Origin of the sequence: Paenibacillus aurantius, from assembly GCF_032268605.1 — a bacterium.
Taxonomy (GTDB): Bacteria; Bacillota; Bacilli; order Paenibacillales; family NBRC-103111; genus Paenibacillus_AO; species Paenibacillus_AO aurantius.
On sequence record NZ_CP130318.1, the window covers coordinates 3,975,507 to 3,999,025 of the forward strand.

A 23,519-nucleotide genomic window follows, 5' to 3' on the forward strand; every position below is an offset into this window, starting at 1 on the left:
GCTCTCTAATGATAAGGCTTACATCTGTTATTATCCGTCAGAAGGGCGTTTCCCGTTAATCCAAAATACCGACCTCGTTGTTTAAAAAGCAGAGATATCCGTCGATTTAAGATACTCCGAGGGCGTACTTCCCGTATATTTCTTGAACACCTGGGAAAAGTACTGGGGATTGTCCCCAAAGCCGAGGCGTTCGGCCAGCTCAAAGATTTTCAGGTCCTTCTCCTCCGCCATCCATTCCGTGGCTTGGCGAATTCTCGCTTTCATGACGTAGTTGGAGAACTTCTCCCCCGTCTCCTTCTTGAACAGCTTGCCAAGATAATCGGCGTTCATATACAGCATTTCATGAGCGACCCAGTTAAGCGACAGCTCCTGGTTGCCCAGATGCTCGTGGATGACCTCGATGGCCCGCCGGATCACCGCGCTGTGCTTCCGGACCTGATTCTCGTAAAACTTCTCGGTCAGCTCCTCGACTGTTTTCTCAAGAAACGCCCCGACGGCCTGCAGCGTCGTCATCTCGACAAGGTGAGAAATGCGGCGGTAATACTCCCCCATTTGGTCGGGCTCGCAGTGCCGGATAATCGAGACGAACTGTTGAATGACATAGGATTTTGTGACCGCTATGTCCAGCTGTGCTTCCTTAAGCCCATCCAACAGGGCGGTCAGCGCGGCTTCGGCTTCCTCCCGGTGCCCGGACTTTACCGCCATCGGTAGCCGCTCTTCGTCGAACACGAACTCCCGGGCCGGCTCTGCCGGAAGCGGAGCGGTATCTTTGCGGGTAATGAGGCTGCCTTCCTCCAGATAGAAGCGATAGGTCAGGCACTGAAGCGTTTCCTTGTACAGGCTTCGGGCGTTCGTGAGGCGATCCGGCTCGCTTAAGGCGATCGTCGGGTCTTTTTTGTAATAGCTCTGAAAGATATCCCGGATTTCGTAGATGCGTTCGTGAAGCTTCCCTTCCCCGTCCCCTTCCCCATCTTCCAGAAGGATAAGCACGTGGTCGCCTATCGTGGTGCTTAATAAGGGATGGTCGAGCAGATCATACGCGATATTCTTGATGGCAAAAAGGTGCTCGTATTCAAAGCTTCCCTCCAGCTGAAAGAGCAGGAGACGGACCCGGTAATCGGGGCCAAGGCCGAAAAGCTTCCGGTACTCCTCCCAGTCGCGGGTTCCGTAGGTTTTGTTGGTAACAAACTCCTTAAGAAACTGTTCCTTCACATGAGGCTTGACCTTCTCCAGCTCCTCCTTCATCGATTCGACGAAGGTCTCCTTCTGCCGCTCCTGATCGAGCTCTCCGGTCACCTCAGCCAGCGTGCTTCCGATCTTCTCCTCATTGGTCGGCTTAAGCAGGTAATGCTTAACCCCGAACTGCATCGCCCGGCTCGCGTAATCAAATTCACCGAAGCCCGATAGAAGAATGAAGCGGATTTCCGGATAATCCGCATGAACCCTCTCGACCAGCTCGAGCCCATCCATGCCGGGCATGCGGATATCGCTGATGACAATATCCGGCGGAGCTTCGGAAATCCTCTTCATGGCCTCGATGCCATTGCGGGCGGTCCCGGCCAGCTCGGTGCCGTAGGAAGCCCAATCCACCATGCTGGAAATTCCTTCGAGAATAATCCGTTCGTCATCCACCAGAAGCACTTTGTACATGCCGGTTATTCCTCCTTGTCCCGGGGAAGAGCCAGAATGACGCGGGCTCCTCCACCTTCCGTGTTCTCCAGGCGGATTCCATACTCTTCGCCGAAGGCGATCTTGATCCGCTCGTCAATATTGAGCAGCCCGATGCCTTTGCCCTTGGTCAGCAGCTCTCCGCTCTTCAGCCTCTCGAGCGTGCCGGCAGGAATTCCGGGGCCGGTATCCTCCACGGCCAATCGAATGTCCGAATCCGTTTCCCAAGCACGGAGGGTAATCCGGCAGGGCTCTATCGTCGGCTCCAGGGCATAATGGATGGCATTCTCCAGAAGCGGCTGCAGGGTCAGCTTCGGAAGCGCAAGCCGGAAGAACCTTTCCGGTACGTCCATTCGGAAGTCCAACCGCTCCTCGAAGCGGATCGTCTGGATAGTCACATAGCTGCGTACGATGTCCAGCTCCTCTTCGAGCGTGATCATCGGCCGCTTCATATCGACGGATTGGCGAAGCAGAAACGCAAGCGCTTCCACCATCGTCGAAATCCGGTCCTGCTTGTTCACCTTGGCCATCCAGTTGATGGATTCCAGGGTATTGTACAGAAAATGCGGGTTAATCTGGGCCTGGAGCGCTTTAAACTCCGTTTCCTTGATTAAGAGACGGTTGGAATAATTCTCCTTGATGAGCCTATTGATCCTTTCGATCATCAGGCGGAACGTGCGCTGCAGCAGCCCGATTTCGTTCATCACCACCGGACCCTCGCCCGCCGGAGCGAAATTCGCCTCCTCAAAATTCCCCTTCTCCGCCAGCTTCATCCGCCCTATCAGATCGTAAATCGGATGGGTAATGTTGCGCGAGAAGCGCAGGACAAGCACGATCACCACCAGAAAAATGCCGACAAATACGAACACGACCAGCTCTTTGATGAACAGAATCTGTTCAAAAATTTGCCGGAACGGGGTCAGGTTAAGATAGGTCCAGCCCGAGTCGGGGGAACGCCGGTAGGCGACAAAATACTGTTCGCCGCCGAGCTCCGTAATGACGTATCCCCGCTGTTTCCCGGTAGACAGAGGCAGGTTCTCGAGATTCGGCGTCGGCTTGTCCGCATAAATGACCCCTTCCTCGGAGACAATCATCAAATCCCCTTCGCCGGAAGCAAGGTCGTGAGCGATTCTCTTGAGGTTGATCCGCAGGACAAGCGTGCCCAGATTGCGAAGATCGAACTGCGTGTTCGTGAACGAGCGGATCTCCCTTGCCGCAATCAGTGCATCATCGCTGCTGTCCGGGAAAATCCAGCGGTTCTCTCCTTGCGCCTCGTTCGCAATCCGTGTAATCTCCTTGAACTTGCCTAGAGAGAACGGACGGATATTTCCCCCGGCATGCTCCCCTCCCCCCGCATCGAAGATCTGGATGGAATAGACGTAGGACTCCGAGCCCGAATAGCTGAACAGCCGGTCCGTCAGCTGCTGGCGGACGAGCAGGGTATCGTAGCCGGACGGGTTGTCCTTAAGCGAGGTCAGCCACTTCTGGATCTGAGCGTCCGCCACCAGATTATAGGAGAGCTGCTCGAGCCGTTTCAGCTCCGTTTCGATAGCGGTCGAAGACAGGTTGAGCACACGGGAGGATTTCTCGTAGATCTGCCCGTCATACAGGGAAAAGGCGTACCGCTGCACGGCAATCGTAAAGGCAAGCGACACGAGAACAACCGAGGTAAGAAGCAGGGAAAGCTTGTTGCGAATGTTCATATGCCGGTAGGCATCGATGATAGCGCTTACCTTCATGGCCGGAAACTCCCTGCTGTTGGAATGGTATTATGATTATGTCACCGGCCTGCCCAAAGGTCAATCCTCCTGATCTTTCCGGAAACTTACGCCGGCGGAACAGGATCCCATCCCAAATCGGGAGTTGCCTGCACCTATCAAAAAAACCAGCCTCCCGTCTGAGGCTGGTCATCGAGCAGCAGAACGGCATGGCCGGCTCTTGCTGCAGGGCTACTTGCGTATGGTCAGAGGCGGCCGGCCGAGAAGCTCCCGGCGGACAAAGCCCCAGGCCAAGTCCAGCAGTCCTTGGATTTCATAGGAGCGGCTGCCCATCGCGGACAGCACCAGCCCGTGCTTGTACGTCTGGCTGATGCCGTAATCCAAAGGTCGGGGAACGTCCTCTTCCGGCGGGACCTCTATCCGGAGAGTATCGGCGCCATGCTCCAGCGCCTGGCGCAATCCTTCCACGAAGGAAGCATCCACGCGATCGCTGAATACATAGAGGGAGCCCGTATGGGTGTATCGGCCCCAGCTTCCCAGCCGGTCGGCCCTCCGCCGGCCAGGCTCCAGCTGCTGGCGCGAGCTGTAGATGAGCTCACCCGCATAGTTGACCGAGAAGGAGCTGCGGTATTTCTCAAACCGGAAGACCTCCCCCCGAAGCGTCCGGCCGGGCGTCACCACATCGCTAAAGAGCAGCACCGCTCCTTCTTCCATGGTCACCTCGGTCCGGCTCTCGAACACGGCGTCCCCATACAGCATCAGAGGCTCCGGCATATACTCGACGCAGCTGTTCCGCCCAAGGGCAAAAGTCTGGATCTGGCTGCTTGGCAAAGCCTCCTCGTTCGGGGACTTCCGGGCCGGGTGAACCTTCGTATAGGACTGGTTGGTGATCAAGACTTGCGCGCCCTCCCCCACCCTCCAATCCATAACGTACCGGTCCCCGGCCAGAATCCCCGGCGAGGCGTCCATCACATAGACCCCGAGCTGGCCGTCTTCCAAGGGAAAGGGCTTGGCGATCTTCAGCGGATACTGGTGATGCTTGCCGGCAAGCCTCGTTTGGCCTTCCATATGGCAAAAGACCGCGGAGAGACAGCCGGTTAGGCTAGGCATGGCGGTGTTCCGTCTTCACCCATTCCACAATGGTATCCAGGCCTTGGCCGCTGAACAAATTGGAGAAGACAAACGGACGATCCCCCCGCATCCGGAGCGTATCCTCCTCCATCACCGCAAGGCTTGCCCCTACGTGCGGGGCGAGATCGATTTTGTTAATGATGAGCATATCCGACCGCATGATGCCCGGTCCGCCCTTGCGTGGAATTTTCTCGCCCTGGGCCACGTCGATAATATAAATGAACCGGTCGACGAGCTCCGGGCTGAAGGCCGCGGCCAGATTATCCCCGCCGCTTTCGATGAAGATGATGTCGAGATCCCCGAATCGGCTTTCCAGCTCTTCGACCGCCTCGAAATTCATCGATGCATCCTCGCGGATCGCCGTATGCGGGCAGCCTCCCGTTTCCACGCCGATAATCCGCTCCTCGGGAAGAGCCTCGGAATGAACCAGGATGCGGGCATCCTCCTTTGTGTAAATATCGTTGGTAATAACAGCGACGCTGTACGGGCCTTGCAGTCTTCTCGCCAGCCTTTCGACAAGAGCGGTTTTGCCCGAACCGACCGGGCCCCCTATCCCGATTCTCATCGGACGGTCCAGTTTCTGTTCGTTAGGAGTTTCCCAGGTATGGTGATGATGATGGCTTCCTTGGCACATGGTGTGTGGCCTCCTTTAATGGTTAGGTTTATAAAAGGTTAAGACATAAACAGCCGCGAATACAGGGACTCGTGGCGGATCATGGCCAAATCGGCCTGGGGAACGCTGCCGAAGCCGTCCTCCGCCGGATCAAGCCCTTCCGCCTCTTTCCAGGCTTCCGTAATGACGGGGAGCAGGGAGGCGAGCAGCCTCTGCCCCTCCGTCTGTCCGATCGCCATGAGCCTCAACCCGCTGTTGATGCAGGTCTGCACACACGTGTACAGGTAGCCTTCGACGGCCATAGCAAGCGGAACGTCGAGGTGAAAGCTGACCCATCCATGAATCAGAGGATGGGTTCCCGGGCAGCGCGAATCCTGTATCGCCTGGTGAAGGGGCTCCCAGGGCAGCGCGGGATAAAGCGAACGGGTCAAGCTGTAGAGCCGGCGTCCCATCTTGGCGACCCCGTCGCGCGTTTCGGATGCGGTTCTCTGGACGTGCAGCCGGTGGTCGACCCGCCACAGAACGCCCCATTCCTGCCGGGGGACATACGCATAGACGGCTTTTACCGCCATGGCATCTACCGGCGCCCAGCTGTGGTGAAGCATGGTCTCGATGTATTCCCTAAGCTGCCCGGCCCGGCTGACGGCGCCCGTCTGCACTAGCGTCTCCAGCCCGAAGGAATGGCTGAAGCCCCCGATGGGGAGGGCGGAATCCAGCAGCTGCAGGTAGGACAGCCAGGCGGGACCGGCGCTGTTTTCCATGCGCTTCTCCTCCTTCCGGTTGGGTTGGGGACCATGATGGACCGGCTCCTGCCGGCTCGCGGTCAAAAAAGAAAATACCGCTGGGCCATGGGAAGCACGGACGCCGGCTCACAGCCCACCGGCTCTCCATCCACCTTGACTTCGTAGGTTTCGGGATTGACCTCTATTTGCGGGGTGGCCCCATTATGGATCATGTCCCGCTTTGACACGTTCCGGCAGTTTCGCACGGGCTCGATTCTTTTCTTCAGCCCGAGCTCCCGGTGAACGCCCGCCTCGTAGGCCGCTTGGGACACGAAGGTGATGCTGTGCCGGAGGGCCTTACCGAAGGCGCCGAACATGGGCCGGCCAAATACAGGCTGGGGGGTCGGAATGGAGGCGTTCGGATCCCCCATCTGGGCGTAGGCAATCATCCCCCCCTTGAGAACCATGTCGGGTTTTACCCCGAAGAACATGGGATGCCAGACCACCAGGTCCGCCAGCTTACCGACCTCCACGGAACCGACCAGATGGGAGACTCCATGGGTAATGGCCGGGTTGATCGTATATTTAGCAATATAGCGTTTAATGCGGAAGTTATCGTTCTCCTCCCCCGGTGAGGGACCCGACTCCTTCGGTGCGGAAGGATCCGGCAGAGGGCCGCGCTGCTTCTTCATTTTATCCGCGGTTTGCCAAGTCCGGAGGATCACTTCCCCGACCCGGCCCATCGCCTGGGAATCCGAGCTGATCATGCTGAACACGCCGAGGTCGTGCAGAATGTCTTCGGCCGCAATCGTCTCGGGACGGATCCGCGAATCGGCGAAGGCGACGTCCTCCGGTATGCGGCTGTCCAGATGATGGCACACCATGAGCATATCGAGATGCTCTTCTATCGTATTGACCGTGTAGGGCCGGGTCGGATTGGTCGAAGACGGCAGCACGTTCGGCTCGGAGGCGATCTTGATGATATCCGGCGCGTGTCCGCCTCCCGCCCCTTCCGTATGGTAGGTGTGAATCGTCCTTCCCCCGATCGCCGCCGTCGTATCCTCCACGAAGCCGGATTCATTAAGCGTATCCGTGTGAATCGCCACTTGAACATCATACGCGTCGGCCACGCTCAGGCAGGCATCGATCGCGGCGGGGGTCGTTCCCCAGTCCTCATGCAGCTTAAGCCCGATGGCTCCCGCCTTCACCTGCTCCACGAGGGGCTCCGGGAAGGAGGCGTTGCCCTTGCCGGTGAAGCCCAGGTTCATGGGAAACGCCTCGGCCGCCTCCAGCATCCGGTGCATGTGCCAAGCCCCGGGGGTGCAGGTCGTGGCGCTGGTGCCGGCGGCCGGACCCGTTCCCCCGCCGATCATGGTGGTGACGCCCGAGGCAAGAGCAGTCTCAATCTGCTGGGGGCAGATATAATGGATATGCGAATCCATTCCTCCCGCGGTGATGATCCGCCCTTCCCCTGCAACGACCTCCGTTCCCGCGCCCACGATCATGTTGGGCTGGACCCGGTCCATCAGGTCGGGGTTGCCCGCCTTGCCGATCCCGGCAATCTTCCCGTCCTTGATGCCGATATCCGCCTTGATGATCCCCCAGTGATCGATCAGCATCGCATTGGTTATGACGGTGTCCAGCACGCCTTGATCGCGTGTGTGTCGGCCCGACTGGCCCATCCCGTCCCGCAGCACTTTGCCTCCCCCGAATTTGCATTCCTCGCCGTAAACGGTGTAATCATATTCGATCTCCGCCCACAGCTCGGTATCGGCGAGCCGGACGGCATCTCCGACGGTCGGCCCGAACATTTGCGCATAGGCTTTCTTATCCATTCGCGCCATCGCCTCGGCCTCCTTTCTGCCATTCCCTAAGACGCCGCTCCGCCTGCTCCGTAATGGAGCCGGGCAGGGCTCTTCCCCCAGTCAGGCCGTTAAGCCCGTAGGAGAGCTTCGCGCCGCCTAGTTCCACGAGACGGACCGGTTTCTCTTCCCCCGGCTCAAAGCGAACGGCCGTGCCCGAAGGAATGTCGAGCCGCATCCCGAAGGCCCGGTCCCGGGTGAAGACCAAGGCCCGGTTCACCTCGAAGAAATGATAATGAGACCCGACCTGGATCGGCCGGTCGCCGCGGTTGGTGACCAGGAGGGCGAGTGTCTTCCTGCCGGCGTTCAACTCGATCTCCCCGGGACCTATCCGGTATTCCCCCGGAATCATGGCGTCACCCCCATACCGGCAGGCCCGATGGGTTGATGAACCGTCACCAGCTTGGTGCCGTCCGGGAAGGTCGCTTCCACCTGAACCTCGTGAATCATCTCGGGAATGCCCTCCATCACCTGCTCTGAAGTTAGAATTCGGGTGCCGAGACTCATAAGCTCCGCAACCGATAAACCGTCCCGGGCTCCTTCCATAATCTCGGAAGTAAGGAGAGCGATGCACTCGGGATAGTTAAGCTTGACTCCCCGGGCCAGGCGCCGTTTGGCAAGCTCGGCCGCGACGGTAATCATCAATTTCTCTTTTTCCCTCTCGGTTAAATTCATAAGACTTGCCCTCCCTTTATGTTAGTTAATATTACACAAACAACGAAATAGAAAGCTTGAAACTGATTATAGAGCCACAAAGTTCACTTGTAAATCCTTCACAGTATATTTTTTTACACGAAAACCTCTAAAATAGCTGATCCACTATATTTTTATGTCATGTATATTGACATTAAATCGATCACTCGCTTAAGATCGAAGGGGAAACGGAAAATAATCACAAAGGGAGTGGTTGGATGAGAAACCAAAAAGGAATGCGTGTTATGCTGGCGGCCTGCCTGTCTCTTACCGCTCTTATGGCTGGATGCGGAGCCCAAACGGCTGGTCCTTCGGAATCGCCGGCATCCGCAGCCGCCGCCTCACCGTCCGGGACATCGGCGGGAGGAAAGGAGGACGCGGTTCCCGTGGGCATTTTGCATTCGCTGACCGGAACCATGTCCATCAGCGAGGTATCGGTTAAGGATGCGGAAATGATGGCCATTGAAGAGATCAATAAGGCCGGAGGGGTTCTCGGCAAGCAGCTGAAGCCGATCGTGGAGGATGGGGCATCGGACTGGCCGACCTTCGCGGAGAAGACGAAGAAGCTCCTTCAGAAGGATAAGGCGGCGGTTATCTTTGGCGGATGGACGTCATCAAGCCGCAAGGCCGTTCTCCCCGTCGTAGAGCAGAACAAAGGGCTCTTCTTCTATCCCGTGCAGTACGAAGGCTTGGAATCCTCTCCCTACATATTCTATACGGGGGCCACGACGAACCAGCAGATCGTGCCGGCCGTCACCTGGCTGCTTCAGAACAAAGGCAAGAAGTTCTTCCTTCTCGGTTCCGACTATGTCTTTCCCCGTACCGCCAACAAAATCATCAAGGAACAGCTCAAAGCCGAGGGCGGCCAGCTGATCGCGGAAGAATACACTCCGCTCGGTCATACCGACTACAACACCATCATCAGCAAGATTAAAAAAGATAAACCTGACGTCATCTTCAATACGCTGAACGGGGACAGCAACGTGGCTTTCTTCAAGCAGCTTAAGGATGCGGGCATCTCCTCCAAGGACTTGACCACCCTGTCCGTCAGCATCGCCGAGGAAGAGATCCGGGGAATCGGGGCGTCCGTCCTGGAAGGCCATTACGCAGCCTGGAACTATTTCCAGACGACCGACACGCCGGAGAACAAGAAGTTCGTCGAGGCCTACAAAGCCAAATACGGCAAGGACCGGGTAACCGACGATCCGATTGAAGCGGGTTATTTCGGCGTCTACCTCTGGGCCGAGGCGGTTAAGAAGGCCGGCTCCTTCGAGGTCGAGAAGGTAAAAGCGGCCGCTAAGGAATTGGAATTCCAGGCGCCTGGCGGGAAAGTCAAGATCGACGGGGAGAACCAGCACGTCTACAAGACCGTGCGCATCGGACAGGTGCAGGCGGACGGCCAGTTCAAGGAAGTGTGGAACTCCGGCCAGCCGGTTAAGCCCGACCCCTTCCTCAAAACCTATCCTTGGGGAAGCGAAGTAACGAAAAAGTAAGAGCACCGGACGCTCCGTTGCCGGAAGCTTCACGGGACTGCTCTTTCGGGCAGTCCCCTAATTCCTTAGGTACCTCTGGAGGTGAACCCGATGGCTCTGCTGCTCCTGCAGCTTTTCAACGGAATCAGCTTAAGCTCCATCCTGCTTCTGATCGGGCTTGGACTCGCCATCACCTTCGGCCTGATGAATGTCATCAACATGGCCCACGGCGAATTCATCATGATCGGAGCTTATATGGCCTATACCATCCAGCAGCTGTTTCAGAAGCTGCTCCCGGCATCCGCCTTCGGGTGGTACTTCATCCTGTCGCTTGGAGCCGCGTTCGCCGCCGCCTTTGCGGTCGGATGGCTGCTCGAAATCACGCTTATCCGTCACTTGTACGGGCGGCCTCTCGACAGCCTGCTCGCCACCTGGGGGGTAAGCCTCGTCCTGCAGCAGCTGGCGAGACAGCTGTTCGGAGCCCCTAACGTGGCGGTGAAAGCCCCCGAATGGCTGGAGGGCGGGCTGGTCCTGAGCGCGGACCTTATCCTGCCTTACAAAAGGCTGTTCATTCTCGCCCTCGCCCTCGTCTGTCTCGCCGTCATCTATTTCTATCAATATCACACGCGGGGAGGCCGGCGCATGCAGGCCGTCATGCAGAATCGTCCGATGGCTTCGAGCCTCGGCATCTCCACCCGGCGTGTCGATGCGCAGGCCTTCGCCTTCGGTTCCGGCATGGCGGGCATCGCCGGATGCGCCCTGACGCTCGTCGGCCCGATCGGCCCCACGATCGGCACGTACTACATCGTCGATGCGTTCATGGTGGTCGTGCTCGGCGGCATCGGCAAGCTGATCGGCACCGTGGCCGGTGCCCTTGGCATCGGCGTGCTCAACACCGCCTTCGAGTACACCACAAGCGCTACGCTCGGCAAAGTCATTGTCTTCAGCCTGATCATCGCCTTCCTTCAGTGGAGACCGTCCGGTTTCGTCTCCTGGAAGGCGCGGGCGCTGGATTAACCGCCGAACGAGCCCATTCCCGCCGCCTTGGTTCCCGGCGGCCGTTAGGAGGGATTCACCCTATGATCCAATCGTTTCGTCCTTCCCTGAGCCTTAACCGGAAGCTCCTGCTCTCTCTGCTGCTTCTTGCCGCGATGCTGGCGGCTCCGATGGTCCTGTCCGAATTCCGCCTTTCCCTGCTTGGTAAATTTCTGGCTTACGCGGTTCTCGCGGTCGGCCTGGATCTCATCTGGGGCTATACCGGCATCCTTAGTCTCGGTCACGGAGTCTATTTCGGACTAGGGGCTTACTGCATGGCCATGCATCTCAAGCTGGCGGCCGCCCCCGGCGAGCTTCCGGATTTCATGTCCTGGAGCGGCGTGGAAAAACTTCCCTGGTTCTGGGTTCCCTTCGAATCCGCCGGCTTTGCCTTTGCGGCAGCTATCCTGCTGCCGGTGGCCGTCGCCGCCGTTCTGGGCTATCTGACCTTCCGCAACCGGATCAAGGGAACGTTCTTCTCCATTCTGTCGCAAGCCTTGGTCGTGATCACCGTCACGCTGTTTGTCGGCCAGCAGGGCTACACCGGCGGCACCAACGGCTTGACCAGCTTCAATACGTTTCTGGGCATGCCCGTTGGCGACGCCTCCTCCAAGCGAATCTTCTACTATGTCACCGTGGCCGCCGTTGTCGCGACCTTGCTGATCAGCCGGTGGCTGGTAAACAGCCGGTTCGGCAAAATTCTGGTCGCCATCCGCGACGGGGAGAACCGGGTCCGGTTTATCGGCTACAATCCCGTTGTTTACAAGGTCTTCATCTACAGCTTCTCGGCCGCTCTCGCCGGAATAGCCGGGGTTTTGTTCGTCCTGCAGGAAGGGATCATCTCCCCGGCCCAGATGGGCATCGTCCCCTCGATCGAGATGGTCCTTTGGGTGGCCATAGGAGGAAGAGGGACGGTTATCGGGGCCCTGATCGGAGCCGTTCTCACCAACGCCGCCAAAACGACCTTCAGCGAGGCCTATCCCGAATGGTGGCCGATCATCCTTGGAGCCATGTTCATCCTTGTCGTGCTCTTCCTGCCCAAAGGCATCGTCGGCACCCTAAGGGATAAGTTCGCCAGAGGCGAGCCCGGTTTAGCCGGGTCCGCTCCCGAGCCCGTGGGCAGGGGAGCGGGCCATCCGGCAGCCGGAACGCCGGTAGCGGCCTCGTCAGGTGCCGCCATGGGAAAAGCCGCAGCGGCCTCTCCGAAAAGGAACGGACTCTAGTGCCTAATCCGCAAATGAAGTTAAGATTTTCAAGGGGGGGCTGATCCACAATGAATGAACCGTCACCAAGCCTGGCCGCTGAAGGAGAACTTATCCGAGTGGAGGATGTGGAGGTTGCCTTCGACGGCTTTAAAGCCCTCCGGGGCCTCTCCTTCACCTTGATGCCCGCGGAGCTCCGCTTTCTCATCGGTCCGAACGGAGCGGGCAAAACGACCCTGCTGGACGTTCTGTGCGGCAAGGTTAAGCCTACCCGCGGTACGGTCCGCTACCAGGGCCATATCGATTTGACCAGACAGCAGGAGCATCAGATTGTCCAGCTGGGCATCGGCCGCAAGTTTCAGGCTCCCTCTATCTTCTCCACCTTGACGGTGGAAGAGAATCTGCTGCTCTCCATGCGGCAGCGGCGGGGCCTGCTCAGCTCCCTCACCGCCCGGACGACTTCCGCCCAGCGCAGCAAAATGCGGGAGCATCTGGAGCTCATCGGGCTTGCCGGCAAAGCCCTTCATAAAGCGGGTTCCCTCTCCCATGGAGAAAAGCAGTGGCTGGAAATCGGGATGCTCCTCATTCAGGAGCCCGAGCTGCTGCTCCTTGACGAACCCGCTGCCGGCATGACGGACAGCGAAACGGAGAAGACCGGAGAACTGCTGCACAAAATCAACGACCGCCAAACGGTCCTTGTCGTGGTGCACGACATGGAGTTCGTCCGCAGGTTCGCCAAAACCGTGACGGTGATGCATGAGGGTTCCGTCCTCTGTGAAGGAACCATGGATGAAATTCAGGCCGACGACAAAGTGGCGGAGGTCTATTTGGGCCGAAGGGGGGAACGGGATGCTTAGCATGCAGGGAGTGGAATCCGGGTACGGGGAAAGCATGGTGCTGCGGGGAATCCGGCTGCGGGTGGAGCCGGGACAGGTCGTCTGTTTGATGGGCCGCAACGGAGTCGGTAAAACCACCCTGCTCAAAACCATCATGGGCCTTATTCGGCCCAAGCGGGGGGAGATCCGGTTCGGGGAGCAGGACATGACCGCGGCACAAACCGAAAAGAGGGCGAGGCTCGGCATTGGCTACGTCCCGCAGGGAAGGGAAATCTTTCCCCGGCTGACGGTGAAGGAAAATCTGCTCCTAGGCCTGGAGGCCTCCCGCACCCGCCAAGACGGAATTCCCGACTCCATTTATGAGCAGTTCCCGGTCCTTCACGAAATGGCCGACCGCAAAGGCGGGGACCTGAGCGGCGGCCAGCAGCAGCAGCTCGCCATCGCCCGGGCCCTTGTCTCCCGGCCCAAGCTGCTTCTGCTCGACGAGCCTATGGAAGGCATTCAGCCCTCCGTCGTCCTGCAGATTGAGCGGGTCATCGAGTCGATCAAGGCCGAGCGAAGTCTTTCCGTTCTCCTCGTCGAGCAAAGCCTGAGCTTTGCGGCGGGCATCGCGGATTATTGCTACGTCCTGGATAAAGGAGCCGTCGCGGCAGAGGGCCCTCCCTCCGAGCTCGGGGAGGAGCTGCTCCGTAAGCATTTGGCCGTTTGACACTGCGGCCTGCCGGTTCCTCCCCGCTCCTTCCCTCTTGGAGCCCCGCTATTCCTCCTTCTTCCAAACAAAAGACGCCGTCCTCACGCGGCGTCTTTCGTTCCTTATTTGGATCCAGCGGGCTTCTCTCTTACAGCACGGTCCCCGTTACGATTATCTTACTCCCGGAAAGCCTTCAGCGCGATGACCGCATTGTGCCCGCCGAACCCGAAGGAATTGGATATCCCGAACCGAAGCGGATGGTCCCCGCTATCCCTTGCTTTCCCGGGAACATAATCCAAATCGCATTCCGGGTCCTCATTCTCCAGGTTGATCGTAGGAGGAATGAGGCTATCCTGCAGCGTCTTCACCAGGGCAATGGCCTCCACGGCGCTCGAGGCCCCGAGCAGGTGGCCCGTCATGGACTTGTTCGCCGTCACCGGGATCCGGTATGCCTCTTTACCGAAGAGCTTCTTGATCGCCATCGTTTCCGACCGGTCCCCGATTTCTGTGCCGGTGGCATGAGCGCTGATCACGTCGACGTCCTGCGGGGAGAGGCCTGCCTCCCCGAGAGCCTGCTTCATCGCTTGGTAAGCCCCCGCTCCTTCCGGATGGGTTGCTACCATATGGTAGGCGTCCGAGCTCGCGCCGTAGCCGATGACCTCCGCATAGGGCCGCGCTCCCCGGCGCCGGGCATGGGTCAGCGATTCCAGAAGGAGCACGCCGGCTCCCTCTGCCATGACGAAGCCGTCCCGCCCGGCATCGAACGGCCGGCTGGCCCGCTGCGGCTCCTCATTGCGGGTGGACAAGGCCGCCGCATTGCCGAAGCCGGCAAGGGCGATTTCGGTAACGGCGGCCTCCGCCCCTCCTGCGGCAACGGCGTCCAAGGCTCCCGCCCGGATCAGCCGGTAAGCTTCGCCGATGGAGGTGTTCCCGATGGAACAGGCCGTAACCGGGGAGAGGGACGGTCCCTTTGCCCCCCACTTCATGCTGATCATGGCGGCGGCCATATTGGAGATCATCATGGGCACGAGCAGCGGGCTGACCCGCTCGGGTCCCCTCTCACGGAGTATGCCGTCCTGATCCACCAGCGTTTGCAGTCCTCCCACTCCCGAGCCGACAAAGACGCCGAGCCGTTCCCGGTCCATCGCCCCCAGATCGATCCCCGAATCCTCGCGTGCCTGCTCGGCTGCCGCCAGAGCGAATTGGCAGAAGCGGTCCATTCGCCGGGCTTCCTTACGGCTAAATAACCCTTCCCCGTCGAAATTCCGTACCAGGCCGGCTATTTTCGTTTTGTGCCTCGAGACATCAAAGGTATCGATCCTCGTGACCCCCGACTCCCCGCGAACCAGCTTCCTCCAATACTCCTCCACAGTATGGCCTAGCGGAGAAATCACACCCATTCCCGTAATGACGACTCGTTCCATGGCTTCTTCCTCCCTTATCTTTCGTAAGAATAATTCTAGTTTGTCATCCTCTTTATCCTATTACAAGGAATAGGTTATCCTAGTATTAGGAACACCCTGATAACCGGTAATAAGGAGAGTGCCTTGCCCATGGATCGCGAAACGAGACGCCAAGCCCTGTCAGCCTTTTTGAAAGCCAAGCGGGATAAGCTGTCCCCCGAGGAAGCGGGATTCCTTCGGGGGACGCGCAGGCGTACCCCCGGCCTGCGCCGAGAGGAGGTCGCCCAGCTGGCGGGTGTCAGCCCTACCTGGTACACGTGGCTCGAGCAAGGAAGAGACATCCGGATGTCCCCGGAGGTGCTGGATTGTATAGCCGTGGCCCTGCGCCTCACCAACGATGAGCGCAAATACTTGCTGTCCCTCGCCCAGGATACAGGACCGGGTGCGGCCGTTCCGAAGGAGGCTCCCCCGGTGATCGGTCCCTCCCTGCGCAAGATTATGGATGAGCTCCGCTACTGCCCGACTATTTTGACGGACCGGCGGTTTTCCATCCTTAGCTGGAACGAGGCGGCTTCCCATGTTTTCCTGGACTTTGACCAGATCCCACCCGGGCAGCGCAACATGATCCGTCTGCTTTTTACAAGAAAGGAGCTGCGGCGCCTGGCTGTTAATTGGGAGCAATTCACGAAGGCCTACCTGTCCATCTTCCGGGCTTATTACGGCCAGTATCTGGAAGACCCGTGGTACGGCCGCTTTCTGGCGGAGATGAAGGAAACGCATCCCGAATTTGGGCTTCTGTGGGAGCAGAGCGAGGTCCGATCCGCCCCTGAGGTCCTTCTCGAGTTCCGGCATGCCAAGGCCGGAAAAATGCTGTTTGCCCTGACCTCCCTTCAAGTTCAAGGGGATTCCGATTTGCGTTGCAGCATATACACCCCGGCCCCCGACTCCACGACCGAAGGCAAGCTTCAGAAGCTGATGGAACGAGTGAATTCGTGAGGAGATCGGTCCCTCCGGTGGAGTGACCCGGGTGACCTGTTTTATAAAACGGCAAAGAAGCCCTCACCGTTATGACGAGGGCTCTTCCGTTCTCCGCTGCTTTCCTTACAAAGTAAACCGGTCAATCATCCGCTGGAGCTTCTCGGCCATGCCGGACAGGTGAGCGGAGGAGGAGGTCAGCTCCTCCATGGAAGCAAGCTGCTCCTCGGAAGCGGCGGACACGCTTTGAATGTGGCTCGCGGCCTGCTGGGCGGACGACGAAATCTCCTCCATGGCAGCCGCCACCTCTTCGGCATTGGCGGACATCTGCTCGGCAACCGCCGTCACGTCGTGAATCTGTCCCACTATCCGTTCGGTGGATTCCTCCATGTCCCGGAAGGCGCTTCCAACCTTGAGGGTAACCTCCGACCCCTTGTCCATTTCCTTCGCCACCTTCTCGGACATCCCGCCTGCCGCTGCGTCGATCAGCCCGGCCATCTGGAGAATCACGTCCTGGATGTTATCCGCCGTCCGCTTGGACTGGTCGGCCAGCTTGCGGATTTCCTCCGCCACGACGGCAAACCCTCTGCCGTGTTCTCCCGCACGCGCCGCCTCAATGGAGGCGTTCAACGAGAGAATGTTGGTTTGTCCCGCCATATTGGCGATGGCATCATTCATATCGCGAATTTGCGCCGACAGCCTGGACAGTCCGGCTATCGTGTCCGCCGATTCGTCCACCGCTTGACGGATGCTCATCATCTGACCGCTCAATTCCTGTACGGCCGCACCGCCGGCCTGGGCATGCCGTTCGCTTTGGGCGGCGGAAGCCGCCATCTCTCCGGCGGCCGAAGCGACCTTCTGAATCCCTTCCGCCATTTCCTGAGCCGCAAGCGACGTTTCCCCGGCAGCCCGGGATTGAATTTCGCCCGCCCCCGCCACCTGCTGAATGGATTCCGTCACATGCTGGACGGAATCGGCCGTCTGTTCGGTAATGGCGGTCATTTGCTGCGAGGAGGCGGCCAGCTGCCCGGACGTATCGGCCATTTCCCGGACGAGGGCGGACAAGGAAGCCGCCATCTCGTTAAAGCTTCCCCCGAGTGCGCCGAATTCGTCCCGGCGGGTGAGGCGGATCCGTCCTCCGAGGTCGCCTGCTTTGATGCGGTCCGCTCCCTGCTGAAGCTCCCGAAGAGGACCAAGAATGGTGCGTAGGAACAACCAGGCCATCAGGGAGAAAACCAGGATCGAGCCGGCCACCACCTCCACCGTTCTTATCAGAATAGGCCTCGCGGCCTCGCTGTATTCCGCCACCTCCATGGTCCCCGCTATCTTCCAGCCTGTAAGCGCATTCGTCGCAAAGAGCGCTTCCTTCGGTTTACCATTCAACCGATAGGCAATCGTTCCGCTGTCGTTCTTCAGCATGTACTCGTATTGGCTGCCCGCAGCGGCGGTCCCCGGAGGGTTTTTGGGATGGACGATATACTTGCTGTCGCCATCAAGCAGGTACACATAACCCTGCTGCCCGATTTTGACCTCGTGCAGCATTTCACTTAGCTTCTGCAAATCCAGGTTGAACCCGACCGCTCCTTTGCCGTCCGGGAAAGTTTGGGCGATCGTAATAACCGGCTTTTTCGTCGTGGTCGAAGGGTAGGGCTTGGAGATGGTAATGCGGCCCGGACTGCTCATGGCCTGGATATACCAGTCTCTTTGCCGGGGATCATACTCGAGCTTGCCGGGATCCGGCGCCTTCATCCACGCCCCGTTATGGTTCCCGATCGTAACAAGCTCGATCTCCGGGTGCTTGGCTATCCATTGGTCCAGCCGCTTGCGCACTTCCCGGTCCTGGTTATCGACCGAATCCGTCGACAGCTGCTCCGAGAGAAGCTCGGTCTCCTTAACCACCGGCTGGATATACTGCTCAATCATCTGGTTAACGGCCCTTACATTCGTTTCGGCGGAAGAATGAATCTGGTCCCGGAGGGTGTCCCTCGCACTATCAAAAGAAAAGTACCCGATTCCGAAGCTCGGAATCAACAGGATAAGCAAGAAAGAAGCCATCAGCCGAAAGCGGACGGATGTCATCCTCCCTGGTCGGAACAGAATGTTGGTCTGCCGGGCTTTTTGTTTTTGTATGTTTGTCATGGCGGTCCCCCGATTGTCATTTTTGGTTGATAAAATAGTTATCGGAATTCCGCAGCATTTCGATGAATCCAATTCTTACCATAAGCCCCATGCAAAAAGACTTCGGACCCGAACCAAATTCGTTCGTTAATCCGAAGCCTTCTTATTCAGCCACAACCGATTTCGATTGGCCGCCCTTCATTCCCGGTAATAACGGAGCAGATAGCTCACGCCCTCCACAAAGCCCGGCAGCCAAACCGATTCGGTATGTCCCCCCTTGACGATTCGAAGCTCAGCCGGGCTTGCCGGCACTTCCCCTCCTTTTGGATAGAAGCGGTTATACAAGTTCTTCCGGTGCAGCTCAAAGTATAAACGAACAGCCTGAACCTCCATATTATAACGCCAAGCGTCCTCTGGGAGGTCCTCCTTCTCGCTTAAGTGATTCCAATCCTCGTCACCGGCAAGGATAAAGATAGGGACCTGCCAAGGCTGGGCGGCGTAGCTCGCCAAAGCCGCCGGGTAATTCAGTCGGTCCCACGCCTTCCGGTCGAACGGCTCGCCAAAGGCTCCCCCCGTCACAGCCCGTGAAGTCGCCGGGGGCTCCTCCGCCTGAACGGCGGGACTCAGCAGCACCGCTCCCCCAAACATTCCCGGATAGGTTAACGCATATCGGAGGGCCCCGTATCCGCCCATGGAGACTCCTGCAAGAAACCGGCCTTCCCGCCCGGGAACGGTGTTATACCTCCGATCGATCTCCGGAACGAGCCGGTGGATGACGGCGGTTTCGTAGGGACCGTATTTGGGGGAATCAATCCAGAAGCTGTTCCCGCCGGAAGGGGCCACGGCTATCATGGCTTCCGGAGAGCCGCTGCCGGTTCTTCCATTCAGGAAAGGCAGGAAGTTGTCCCAGCTGGTTTCGTCCCCTCCGCTGCCGTGCAGCAAATACAGCACCGGATACCCGTTCTCCCTCCCGGCGTCATAGCCCTCCGGCAAATAAACCTTGTAGCGGAAAGAAACGGGAACCGGATCCTCCCCGAAGGAGTGCAGCTCGTGGGTTTCGGTTCTCCCGAAGCAAGCCCGGCCGGAAAATGCCTCTTCTTTCATCTTAGACTCACTCCCGAGCTAAACCGACTTCCGACAGGAGGGGGATGGAGGTCTGAGCACCTAAACGCGTCACAGTGATGGACGAAGCATACTGGGCGACATCCACCGCTTCATCCATCGATTTGCCGGATGTGATCATGGCAGCGAGCGTACCGGAGAAGGTATCCCCGGCAGCCGTTGTGTCGATCGCCTCTACCTTGCGCCCTTCCTTGTACACGTTATCCGTTCCGTTGTAATACACGAGCCCTCTTTCGCCTAGCGTGACCACCGGATAGCGGATCCCCTTCTCCTTCAGGATCGTCAGCGCTCGGAACGCATCCGCTACCGTATGGATGCTCACCCCGGTGTACGTGCGGCATTCGATCTCGTTGGGTGTAAAATAATCCACCCCGCGAAGAAGCTCGTCAGCCAAGGGCACGGCGGGAGCTGGATTCAGAAAGATCGGAACCTTCCCTTTGACCAGACGGACGGCTTCGGTTACGGCATCGAGCGGAATCTCCAGCTGCAGCATGACCGCTGTGGCAGCAAGCAATTCTTTCTGAAACGCTTGAATATAAGCGGGAGTCATTCTGCCGTTGGCGCCCGAATCCAGAATGATGCGGTTGTCTCCCTCGCAGACGGTAATGGCGGCTACACCTGTCGTAACCCCCTTCTCGACGGCCACGTATTCGGTATGCACCCCAAAGCCCGTAAGGCTCTCCAGAATGGATCGTCCGAACAGGTCATCTCCAACTTTCCCCAGAAACCACGTATCCGCCCCCATCTTGGAGCAGGACACCGCCTGGTTGGCCCCTTTCCCGCCGCCGGACAAGAAGAAGCCTCGGCCGCTAATCGTCTCTCCAGCCTCTGGAATCCGGCTCGTCTGCATCACCATATCCATGTTGGCGCTGCCGATGACGATGATCTTCATAGCTCCTCCACCTTCAACGTCTTGAAGAAGGTGCGTGCCGCCCCTAAGGTGCTCACTCCATACATGCCGTAACCGAACCGGCTGTCCTCGGTGCGCAGGACCTCTTCGCCGTCAATATGCAGAGTGATGACCGAGCCGGCGGCGGTAAGCTTCAGCTCGTAATCGCGGTCGAAGGTCCACTCATAGGGACAGCTTGCCAGCTTATGGAACCCGAAATCGTTAACATAGAGCGAAACCCCGTTCTCCCCGTCCAAACCGGCATGGTACCCCCGCATGGCTCCTTGGGCGCGGACCGCCAGCATATGGGAATAACCGTTTTGCGGATTAACCGTTACCGTCAAGGAATAATCGTCGGAGAAGTAATTACCGGCATAAGCCTCGCTCTGCTCGGCCGTCATCAGATACATCGAGCCGTCTGTCAAGCTCCAGGCCCCGTGGTTATGGGAGAAGGGCGTCACGCAGCCGAAGCTCATCTGCTGCTTGCCGAAATCGATGGAGTACTGGGCTTTTCCGTAAATACGGAATTCGTCGAGGAAGAGGCGGCCCAAGCTCTTCGGCTTACGGGTGGAGTAGGCTTCCAGAACGATGCCCACCTCGTCGATCAGCTCTCCATCCGTATCCGGGATCGTAAACTCCACCTCCAGCCACTCTCCGTTAATGAGCTTGCGGTAGCCTTGGAGAACCTCTTTTTTGCTTTTGGCCAGCCGGATATAAGGGGCGAAGCCCATCGTCTCGTTACCGCTCCACTGGTCGAGATATAGCTTCATGGATACCGTTTGACCGGAATAGACCCGGGGAGAGAAGGTCGGTGTGTACCGTTCGTCGCTGAAGTCGTCTCTTGTGTAGAACGGCTTGTAGTAGATTTTCGACTGTTCTCCGCGGGTCATGCGGTCGAACAGGATTTCCAACGAGCCCGTTCCTTTGTAAGCTTTTTCCGTGGAATGCTTGGCCCGGCAGAAGAACGGATCCGAAATCCGGATGTTATGGGTCGAGCCCGGCAGCTCAAAGTCAAAATAAAGATCACGCTCGGTAAAGCTGTCCAGCAATTCGGAAGGACAGGGCTCCCCTGCGAGCCGGTAACCTAGAATCGCCAGCTCTTTCGCATAAGTCGGAATGTCCAATAGGTTAAGGAAGCCAGAGATGCCCGACATCACGATGGCATCATTGATGGGACCGCGGTATTTCTCCGCGATTCCCTTGAGCCCGCAGGCTACCCCCAGGACCGTGCCGACATTCCCGGCATTGCAATCCGTATCCCAGCCGCACATGGTCGCAATCTCCACCGTCCGGTTGAAATCTCCCTGCCCGTAAATCATGGCCAAGATGCAGACACCGGCATTGGGAATCATGTGGCAGACGCCTTTGTATTTGTCATAGCCCCATTTCCGCTCCAGCATGTCCCGGCACGCCCGCCAGTCGTCCGGATGCTCCGCATGAAAGGCGAGCACGGCCTCCGCTACTTTTTTGTACAGCGAGTCCGGGGGCACTTGAGCCAACCCAGCCTCCAGAATTTCCCCAATGTCGGGCGTTTCAAAGGCTTTGGAAATGGCGGCACAGAAGAAGCGCGCGCCCCAAACCCCTTCCCCGTCATGCGATACCCTCGCGGCCGCCTCGCCATAATCAGCCGCTTTCTTCGGGTTACCCGGGTTCACCAAGCCCCAGGTATCGATAAAAATTTGGCCGCCGATCTGCTCCGCAATGATCCTCCCGTTTTGCTGGATGGAGCCGGACTGGGGAGCCGGGATGCCGTTCTTCAGGTTGATATAAGCCGTATGCTCCGTGCTGACCCCGTACCCGCCCCACCAGAACATCCCGATGCCTTCGCGCGCATAATTCAGCCAGGCTCGCGCCACGTCGTTCGGGGTCACGTCCCGGTCCTTAGCATCATCATATAGGGCACGCAGGAAATAGTACGGCCCGTTCGCATCATCGTCCGCCGCAAAATTTTTGAATTCCTTCACATAGTCCGTAATCTCGCCGTAGGTTTGCTGTATTCTTTCATAAGTCCAGATGGTCGGTTCCACCGGAGCCCCCAGCCTTATGCCAATATTCATCCCCAGGTAACCTGCATAAATCTTTTCCAAGTATTGGTCAGGAATCAATCTTCTCTCCGCCCTTCCTCTTCTATATTCAGCTGCCGGCCTCTCACAGCGCTTCTCTCGAGATCCTTGCGGATAATGGCAGCCGCCGTCTCGGCAAAGCGGCTGCTGTGCCTCTCCAGGTCTTGCCTGCTCGCCATCTCCAGCTGCTCCTTCTCTTCGCGCGGAATGGCCTCACCACCGTGCATCGCCCCCAGAATGGCCCCGATCATGACCCCGATCGAGTCCGTATCCCGTCCGGAGCTTACGCCGTCCTTGACACTTTCCATAAAGTCCCCCTCATGCAGAACCAAATAACCAAGAGCAAGAGGAAGCTCTTCAATCGAGAACAAGCGGCTCGGGGTGTAATGATTGGACGGAATACCGACTTTGTCCAGACTCCGGTTAACATCGTCCCCCATCGGTGAATAGCGGGCAATCCCCTCATGAAACCTACGGACCACTTCTTCCCGGTCTTCCTTCCCGCCCCGCAGGCTTAACGCTATCTCGCAAATGTCCTGGATGGCCCTCTTGGTGCCGTCCTTGGCAAACTCCCAAGCGGTATTCGCAATATCCTCCACCGTGACATCCGGCTCGAATGCTTTGGCCACACAGCAGGCCATAACCCCCGCCGCCTCCAGCCCGTAGCTCACCTGGTGGCCGGACGCAAACAAAATCGCTTCGTCATAAGCACCCTTCGGATTGCCGGCATTCACGATGCCGATTGGAGCCATATACATGGCCGCACCGCAGTTTACCATATTTCCGTAGCCGCCCTCCCGCGGCTCGCAGTTGGCGAGAACATGCCGGTTGAACAGGTGCTTCTCGGGATAGAACAGCCGGTCCAGAATGAGCGCTTCCTTACCCATTTCCGGGATGTAGCAAGGCCGGAAGGCGATTTCCTTCATGAATTCATTCGCCAAGTCATAAGCGTCCAGGTGTCTTCTTTCTGTTTCATACACCCTCATCAGCGCGAGCGTCATCAAGGTATCGTCCGTGACAATGCCGTTGCCTCTCATTCGGCCCAGTCTTTTATCCTCTGGCCAATCGGCCTTCCACCACCTCGTATTGACCGTTTCCACTCTTCCGTACGTGTCCCTGATTTCCCGGTAAGGCATTTTCTCCACAACAGCTCCAAGCGCATCTCCGAAGGCTGTACCGAAGACCACTCCCCTTACCCTCTCTGCAAAAGAAACCACACCGTTCCCTCCTGTCACCATCCCCGCAAAAGGCGTAACCCGGACTCCCGGTTGAATCCTTTGCGGGGACGGTAGTTTGCGGAAAGTCT

20 protein-coding genes are annotated in these 23,519 nt (G+C 58.2%); 6 read left to right on the forward strand and 14 right to left on the reverse strand.

All coding sequences use genetic code 11. The annotated features are described in order from the left end of the window. Window positions 1-81: 81 nt before the first annotated feature. From MJA45_RS17990 to MJA45_RS18025, 8 genes are all read right to left on the reverse strand, one after another. Window positions 82-1,650 (reverse strand): response regulator transcription factor, encoded by a 1,569-nt coding sequence (locus MJA45_RS17990; protein WP_315603286.1) that lies wholly within the window; start codon window positions 1,648-1,650, stop codon window positions 82-84. A gap of 5 nt (window positions 1,651-1,655) precedes the next feature. Continuing rightward, window positions 1,656-3,407, reverse strand: coding sequence for a cache domain-containing sensor histidine kinase (locus tag MJA45_RS17995; RefSeq protein ID WP_315603287.1), 1,752 nt, complete (start codon window positions 3,405-3,407; stop codon window positions 1,656-1,658). 210 nt (window positions 3,408-3,617) lie between these two features. Beyond that, the gene (locus tag MJA45_RS18000) at window positions 3,618-4,496 is read right to left on the reverse strand and encodes an urease accessory protein UreD (RefSeq protein ID WP_315603288.1); all 879 of its coding nucleotides are present in this window, start codon (window positions 4,494-4,496) and stop codon (window positions 3,618-3,620) included. Then, on the reverse strand, window positions 4,489-5,151 hold the full coding sequence (gene ureG / locus MJA45_RS18005) for an urease accessory protein UreG (protein ID WP_315603289.1): 663 nt from the start codon (window positions 5,149-5,151) through the stop codon (window positions 4,489-4,491). Before ureG ends, MJA45_RS18000 begins: the two co-directional genes overlap by 8 nt. A 38-nt stretch (window positions 5,152-5,189) precedes the next feature. Beyond that, window positions 5,190-5,891, reverse strand: a complete 702-nt coding sequence (locus tag MJA45_RS18010; RefSeq protein ID WP_315603290.1) for an urease accessory protein UreF — start codon at window positions 5,889-5,891, stop codon at window positions 5,190-5,192. Between the two features lie 62 nt (window positions 5,892-5,953). After that, complete coding sequence (gene ureC, locus MJA45_RS18015) at window positions 5,954-7,696, reverse strand: urease subunit alpha (RefSeq protein ID WP_315603291.1); 1,743 nt, start codon at window positions 7,694-7,696, stop codon at window positions 5,954-5,956. Then, window positions 7,680-8,066: an urease subunit beta gene (gene ureB / locus MJA45_RS18020; RefSeq protein ID WP_315603292.1), complete on the reverse strand. Its 387-nt coding sequence runs from the start codon at window positions 8,064-8,066 to the stop codon at window positions 7,680-7,682. Before ureB ends, ureC begins: the two co-directional genes overlap by 17 nt. Further along, entirely contained in the window at window positions 8,063-8,389 is a 327-nt protein-coding gene (locus MJA45_RS18025) for an urease subunit gamma (protein ID WP_315603293.1), read from the reverse strand. Before MJA45_RS18025 ends, ureB begins: the two co-directional genes overlap by 4 nt. A 236-nt stretch (window positions 8,390-8,625) precedes the next feature. On the opposite strand from MJA45_RS18025, the gene urtA reads away from it, so the two are divergent. The 5 genes from urtA to urtE all read left to right on the forward strand — a co-directional run bounded on the left by urtA (window position 8,626) and on the right by urtE (window position 13,661). Beyond that, the gene (gene urtA / locus MJA45_RS18030; protein WP_315603294.1) at window positions 8,626-9,900 is read left to right on the forward strand and encodes an urea ABC transporter substrate-binding protein; all 1,275 of its coding nucleotides are present in this window, start codon (window positions 8,626-8,628) and stop codon (window positions 9,898-9,900) included. A 90-nt stretch (window positions 9,901-9,990) separates the two neighbouring features. Then, on the forward strand, window positions 9,991-10,896 hold the full coding sequence (gene urtB / locus MJA45_RS18035) for an urea ABC transporter permease subunit UrtB (RefSeq protein ID WP_315603295.1): 906 nt from the start codon (window positions 9,991-9,993) through the stop codon (window positions 10,894-10,896). A gap of 62 nt (window positions 10,897-10,958) precedes the next feature. Continuing rightward, complete coding sequence (urtC, locus tag MJA45_RS18040; RefSeq protein WP_315603296.1) at window positions 10,959-12,137, forward strand: urea ABC transporter permease subunit UrtC; 1,179 nt, start codon at window positions 10,959-10,961, stop codon at window positions 12,135-12,137. A gap of 50 nt (window positions 12,138-12,187) precedes the next feature. Then, complete coding sequence (urtD, locus tag MJA45_RS18045; RefSeq protein WP_315603297.1) at window positions 12,188-12,973, forward strand: urea ABC transporter ATP-binding protein UrtD; 786 nt, start codon at window positions 12,188-12,190, stop codon at window positions 12,971-12,973. Then, on the forward strand, window positions 12,966-13,661 hold the full coding sequence (gene urtE, locus MJA45_RS18050; RefSeq protein ID WP_315603298.1) for an urea ABC transporter ATP-binding subunit UrtE: 696 nt from the start codon (window positions 12,966-12,968) through the stop codon (window positions 13,659-13,661). Before urtD ends, urtE begins: the two co-directional genes overlap by 8 nt. A gap of 158 nt (window positions 13,662-13,819) precedes the next feature. Here urtE and fabF read toward each other — a convergent pair whose 3' ends face one another. After that, window positions 13,820-15,067, reverse strand: coding sequence for a beta-ketoacyl-ACP synthase II (gene fabF / locus MJA45_RS18055; protein ID WP_315603299.1), 1,248 nt, complete (start codon window positions 15,065-15,067; stop codon window positions 13,820-13,822). Window positions 15,068-15,196: 129 nt separating this feature from the next. Here fabF and MJA45_RS18060 point away from each other — a divergent pair, with 129 nt between their 5' ends. Continuing rightward, window positions 15,197-16,042, forward strand: coding sequence for a helix-turn-helix transcriptional regulator (locus MJA45_RS18060; protein WP_315603300.1), 846 nt, complete (start codon window positions 15,197-15,199; stop codon window positions 16,040-16,042). Window positions 16,043-16,147: 105 nt separating this feature from the next. Here MJA45_RS18060 and MJA45_RS18065 read toward each other — a convergent pair whose 3' ends face one another. The 5 genes from MJA45_RS18065 to MJA45_RS18085 form a co-directional block, all read right to left on the reverse strand. Next, window positions 16,148-18,076, reverse strand: coding sequence for a methyl-accepting chemotaxis protein (locus tag MJA45_RS18065; protein WP_315603301.1), 1,929 nt, complete (start codon window positions 18,074-18,076; stop codon window positions 16,148-16,150). A 261-nt stretch (window positions 18,077-18,337) separates the two neighbouring features. Next, a complete protein-coding gene (locus MJA45_RS18070; RefSeq protein WP_315603302.1) occupies window positions 18,338-19,243 on the reverse strand; it encodes an alpha/beta hydrolase in 906 nt (301 codons plus the stop codon). Between the two features lie 7 nt (window positions 19,244-19,250). Beyond that, window positions 19,251-20,153, reverse strand: a complete 903-nt coding sequence (gene rbsK, locus MJA45_RS18075; protein ID WP_315603303.1) for a ribokinase — start codon at window positions 20,151-20,153, stop codon at window positions 19,251-19,253. Next, window positions 20,150-22,207: an ADP-ribosylglycohydrolase family protein gene (locus tag MJA45_RS18080; protein WP_315603304.1), complete on the reverse strand. Its 2,058-nt coding sequence runs from the start codon at window positions 22,205-22,207 to the stop codon at window positions 20,150-20,152. The genes rbsK and MJA45_RS18080 overlap by 4 nt, the downstream gene beginning before the upstream one ends. 44 nt (window positions 22,208-22,251) lie before the next feature. Continuing rightward, the gene (locus MJA45_RS18085; protein WP_315603305.1) at window positions 22,252-23,430 is read right to left on the reverse strand and encodes an ADP-ribosylglycohydrolase family protein; all 1,179 of its coding nucleotides are present in this window, start codon (window positions 23,428-23,430) and stop codon (window positions 22,252-22,254) included. Window positions 23,431-23,519: the final 89 nt, after the last annotated feature.

Coding starts and splice junctions, on each gene's coding strand:
- urtE (WP_315603298.1), top strand. CDS start 12,966: ATGCTTAGCATGCAGGGAGTGGAATCCGGGTACGGGGAAAGCATGGTG.
- MJA45_RS17990 (WP_315603286.1), bottom strand. CDS start 1,650: ATGTACAAAGTGCTTCTGGTGGATGACGAACGGATTATTCTCGAAGGA.
- urtA (WP_315603294.1), top strand. CDS start 8,626: ATGAGAAACCAAAAAGGAATGCGTGTTATGCTGGCGGCCTGCCTGTCT.
- MJA45_RS18000 (WP_315603288.1), bottom strand. CDS start 4,496: ATGCCTAGCCTAACCGGCTGTCTCTCCGCGGTCTTTTGCCATATGGAA.
- MJA45_RS17995 (WP_315603287.1), bottom strand. CDS start 3,407: ATGAAGGTAAGCGCTATCATCGATGCCTACCGGCATATGAACATTCGC.
- MJA45_RS18070 (WP_315603302.1), bottom strand. CDS start 19,243: ATGAAAGAAGAGGCATTTTCCGGCCGGGCTTGCTTCGGGAGAACCGAA.
- MJA45_RS18060 (WP_315603300.1), top strand. CDS start 15,197: ATGGATCGCGAAACGAGACGCCAAGCCCTGTCAGCCTTTTTGAAAGCC.
- MJA45_RS18065 (WP_315603301.1), bottom strand. CDS start 18,076: ATGGCTTCTTTCTTGCTTATCCTGTTGATTCCGAGCTTCGGAATCGGG.
- ureB (WP_315603292.1), bottom strand. CDS start 8,066: ATGATTCCGGGGGAATACCGGATAGGTCCCGGGGAGATCGAGTTGAAC.
- urtD (WP_315603297.1), top strand. CDS start 12,188: ATGAATGAACCGTCACCAAGCCTGGCCGCTGAAGGAGAACTTATCCGA.
- MJA45_RS18010 (WP_315603290.1), bottom strand. CDS start 5,891: ATGGAAAACAGCGCCGGTCCCGCCTGGCTGTCCTACCTGCAGCTGCTG.
- urtC (WP_315603296.1), top strand. CDS start 10,959: ATGATCCAATCGTTTCGTCCTTCCCTGAGCCTTAACCGGAAGCTCCTG.
- ureG (WP_315603289.1), bottom strand. CDS start 5,151: ATGTGCCAAGGAAGCCATCATCATCACCATACCTGGGAAACTCCTAAC.
- fabF (WP_315603299.1), bottom strand. CDS start 15,067: ATGGAACGAGTCGTCATTACGGGAATGGGTGTGATTTCTCCGCTAGGC.
- ureC (WP_315603291.1), bottom strand. CDS start 7,696: ATGGCGCGAATGGATAAGAAAGCCTATGCGCAAATGTTCGGGCCGACC.
- MJA45_RS18080 (WP_315603304.1), bottom strand. CDS start 22,207: ATGAATATTGGCATAAGGCTGGGGGCTCCGGTGGAACCGACCATCTGG.
- rbsK (WP_315603303.1), bottom strand. CDS start 20,153: ATGAAGATCATCGTCATCGGCAGCGCCAACATGGATATGGTGATGCAG.
- urtB (WP_315603295.1), top strand. CDS start 9,991: ATGGCTCTGCTGCTCCTGCAGCTTTTCAACGGAATCAGCTTAAGCTCC.
- MJA45_RS18025 (WP_315603293.1), bottom strand. CDS start 8,389: ATGAATTTAACCGAGAGGGAAAAAGAGAAATTGATGATTACCGTCGCG.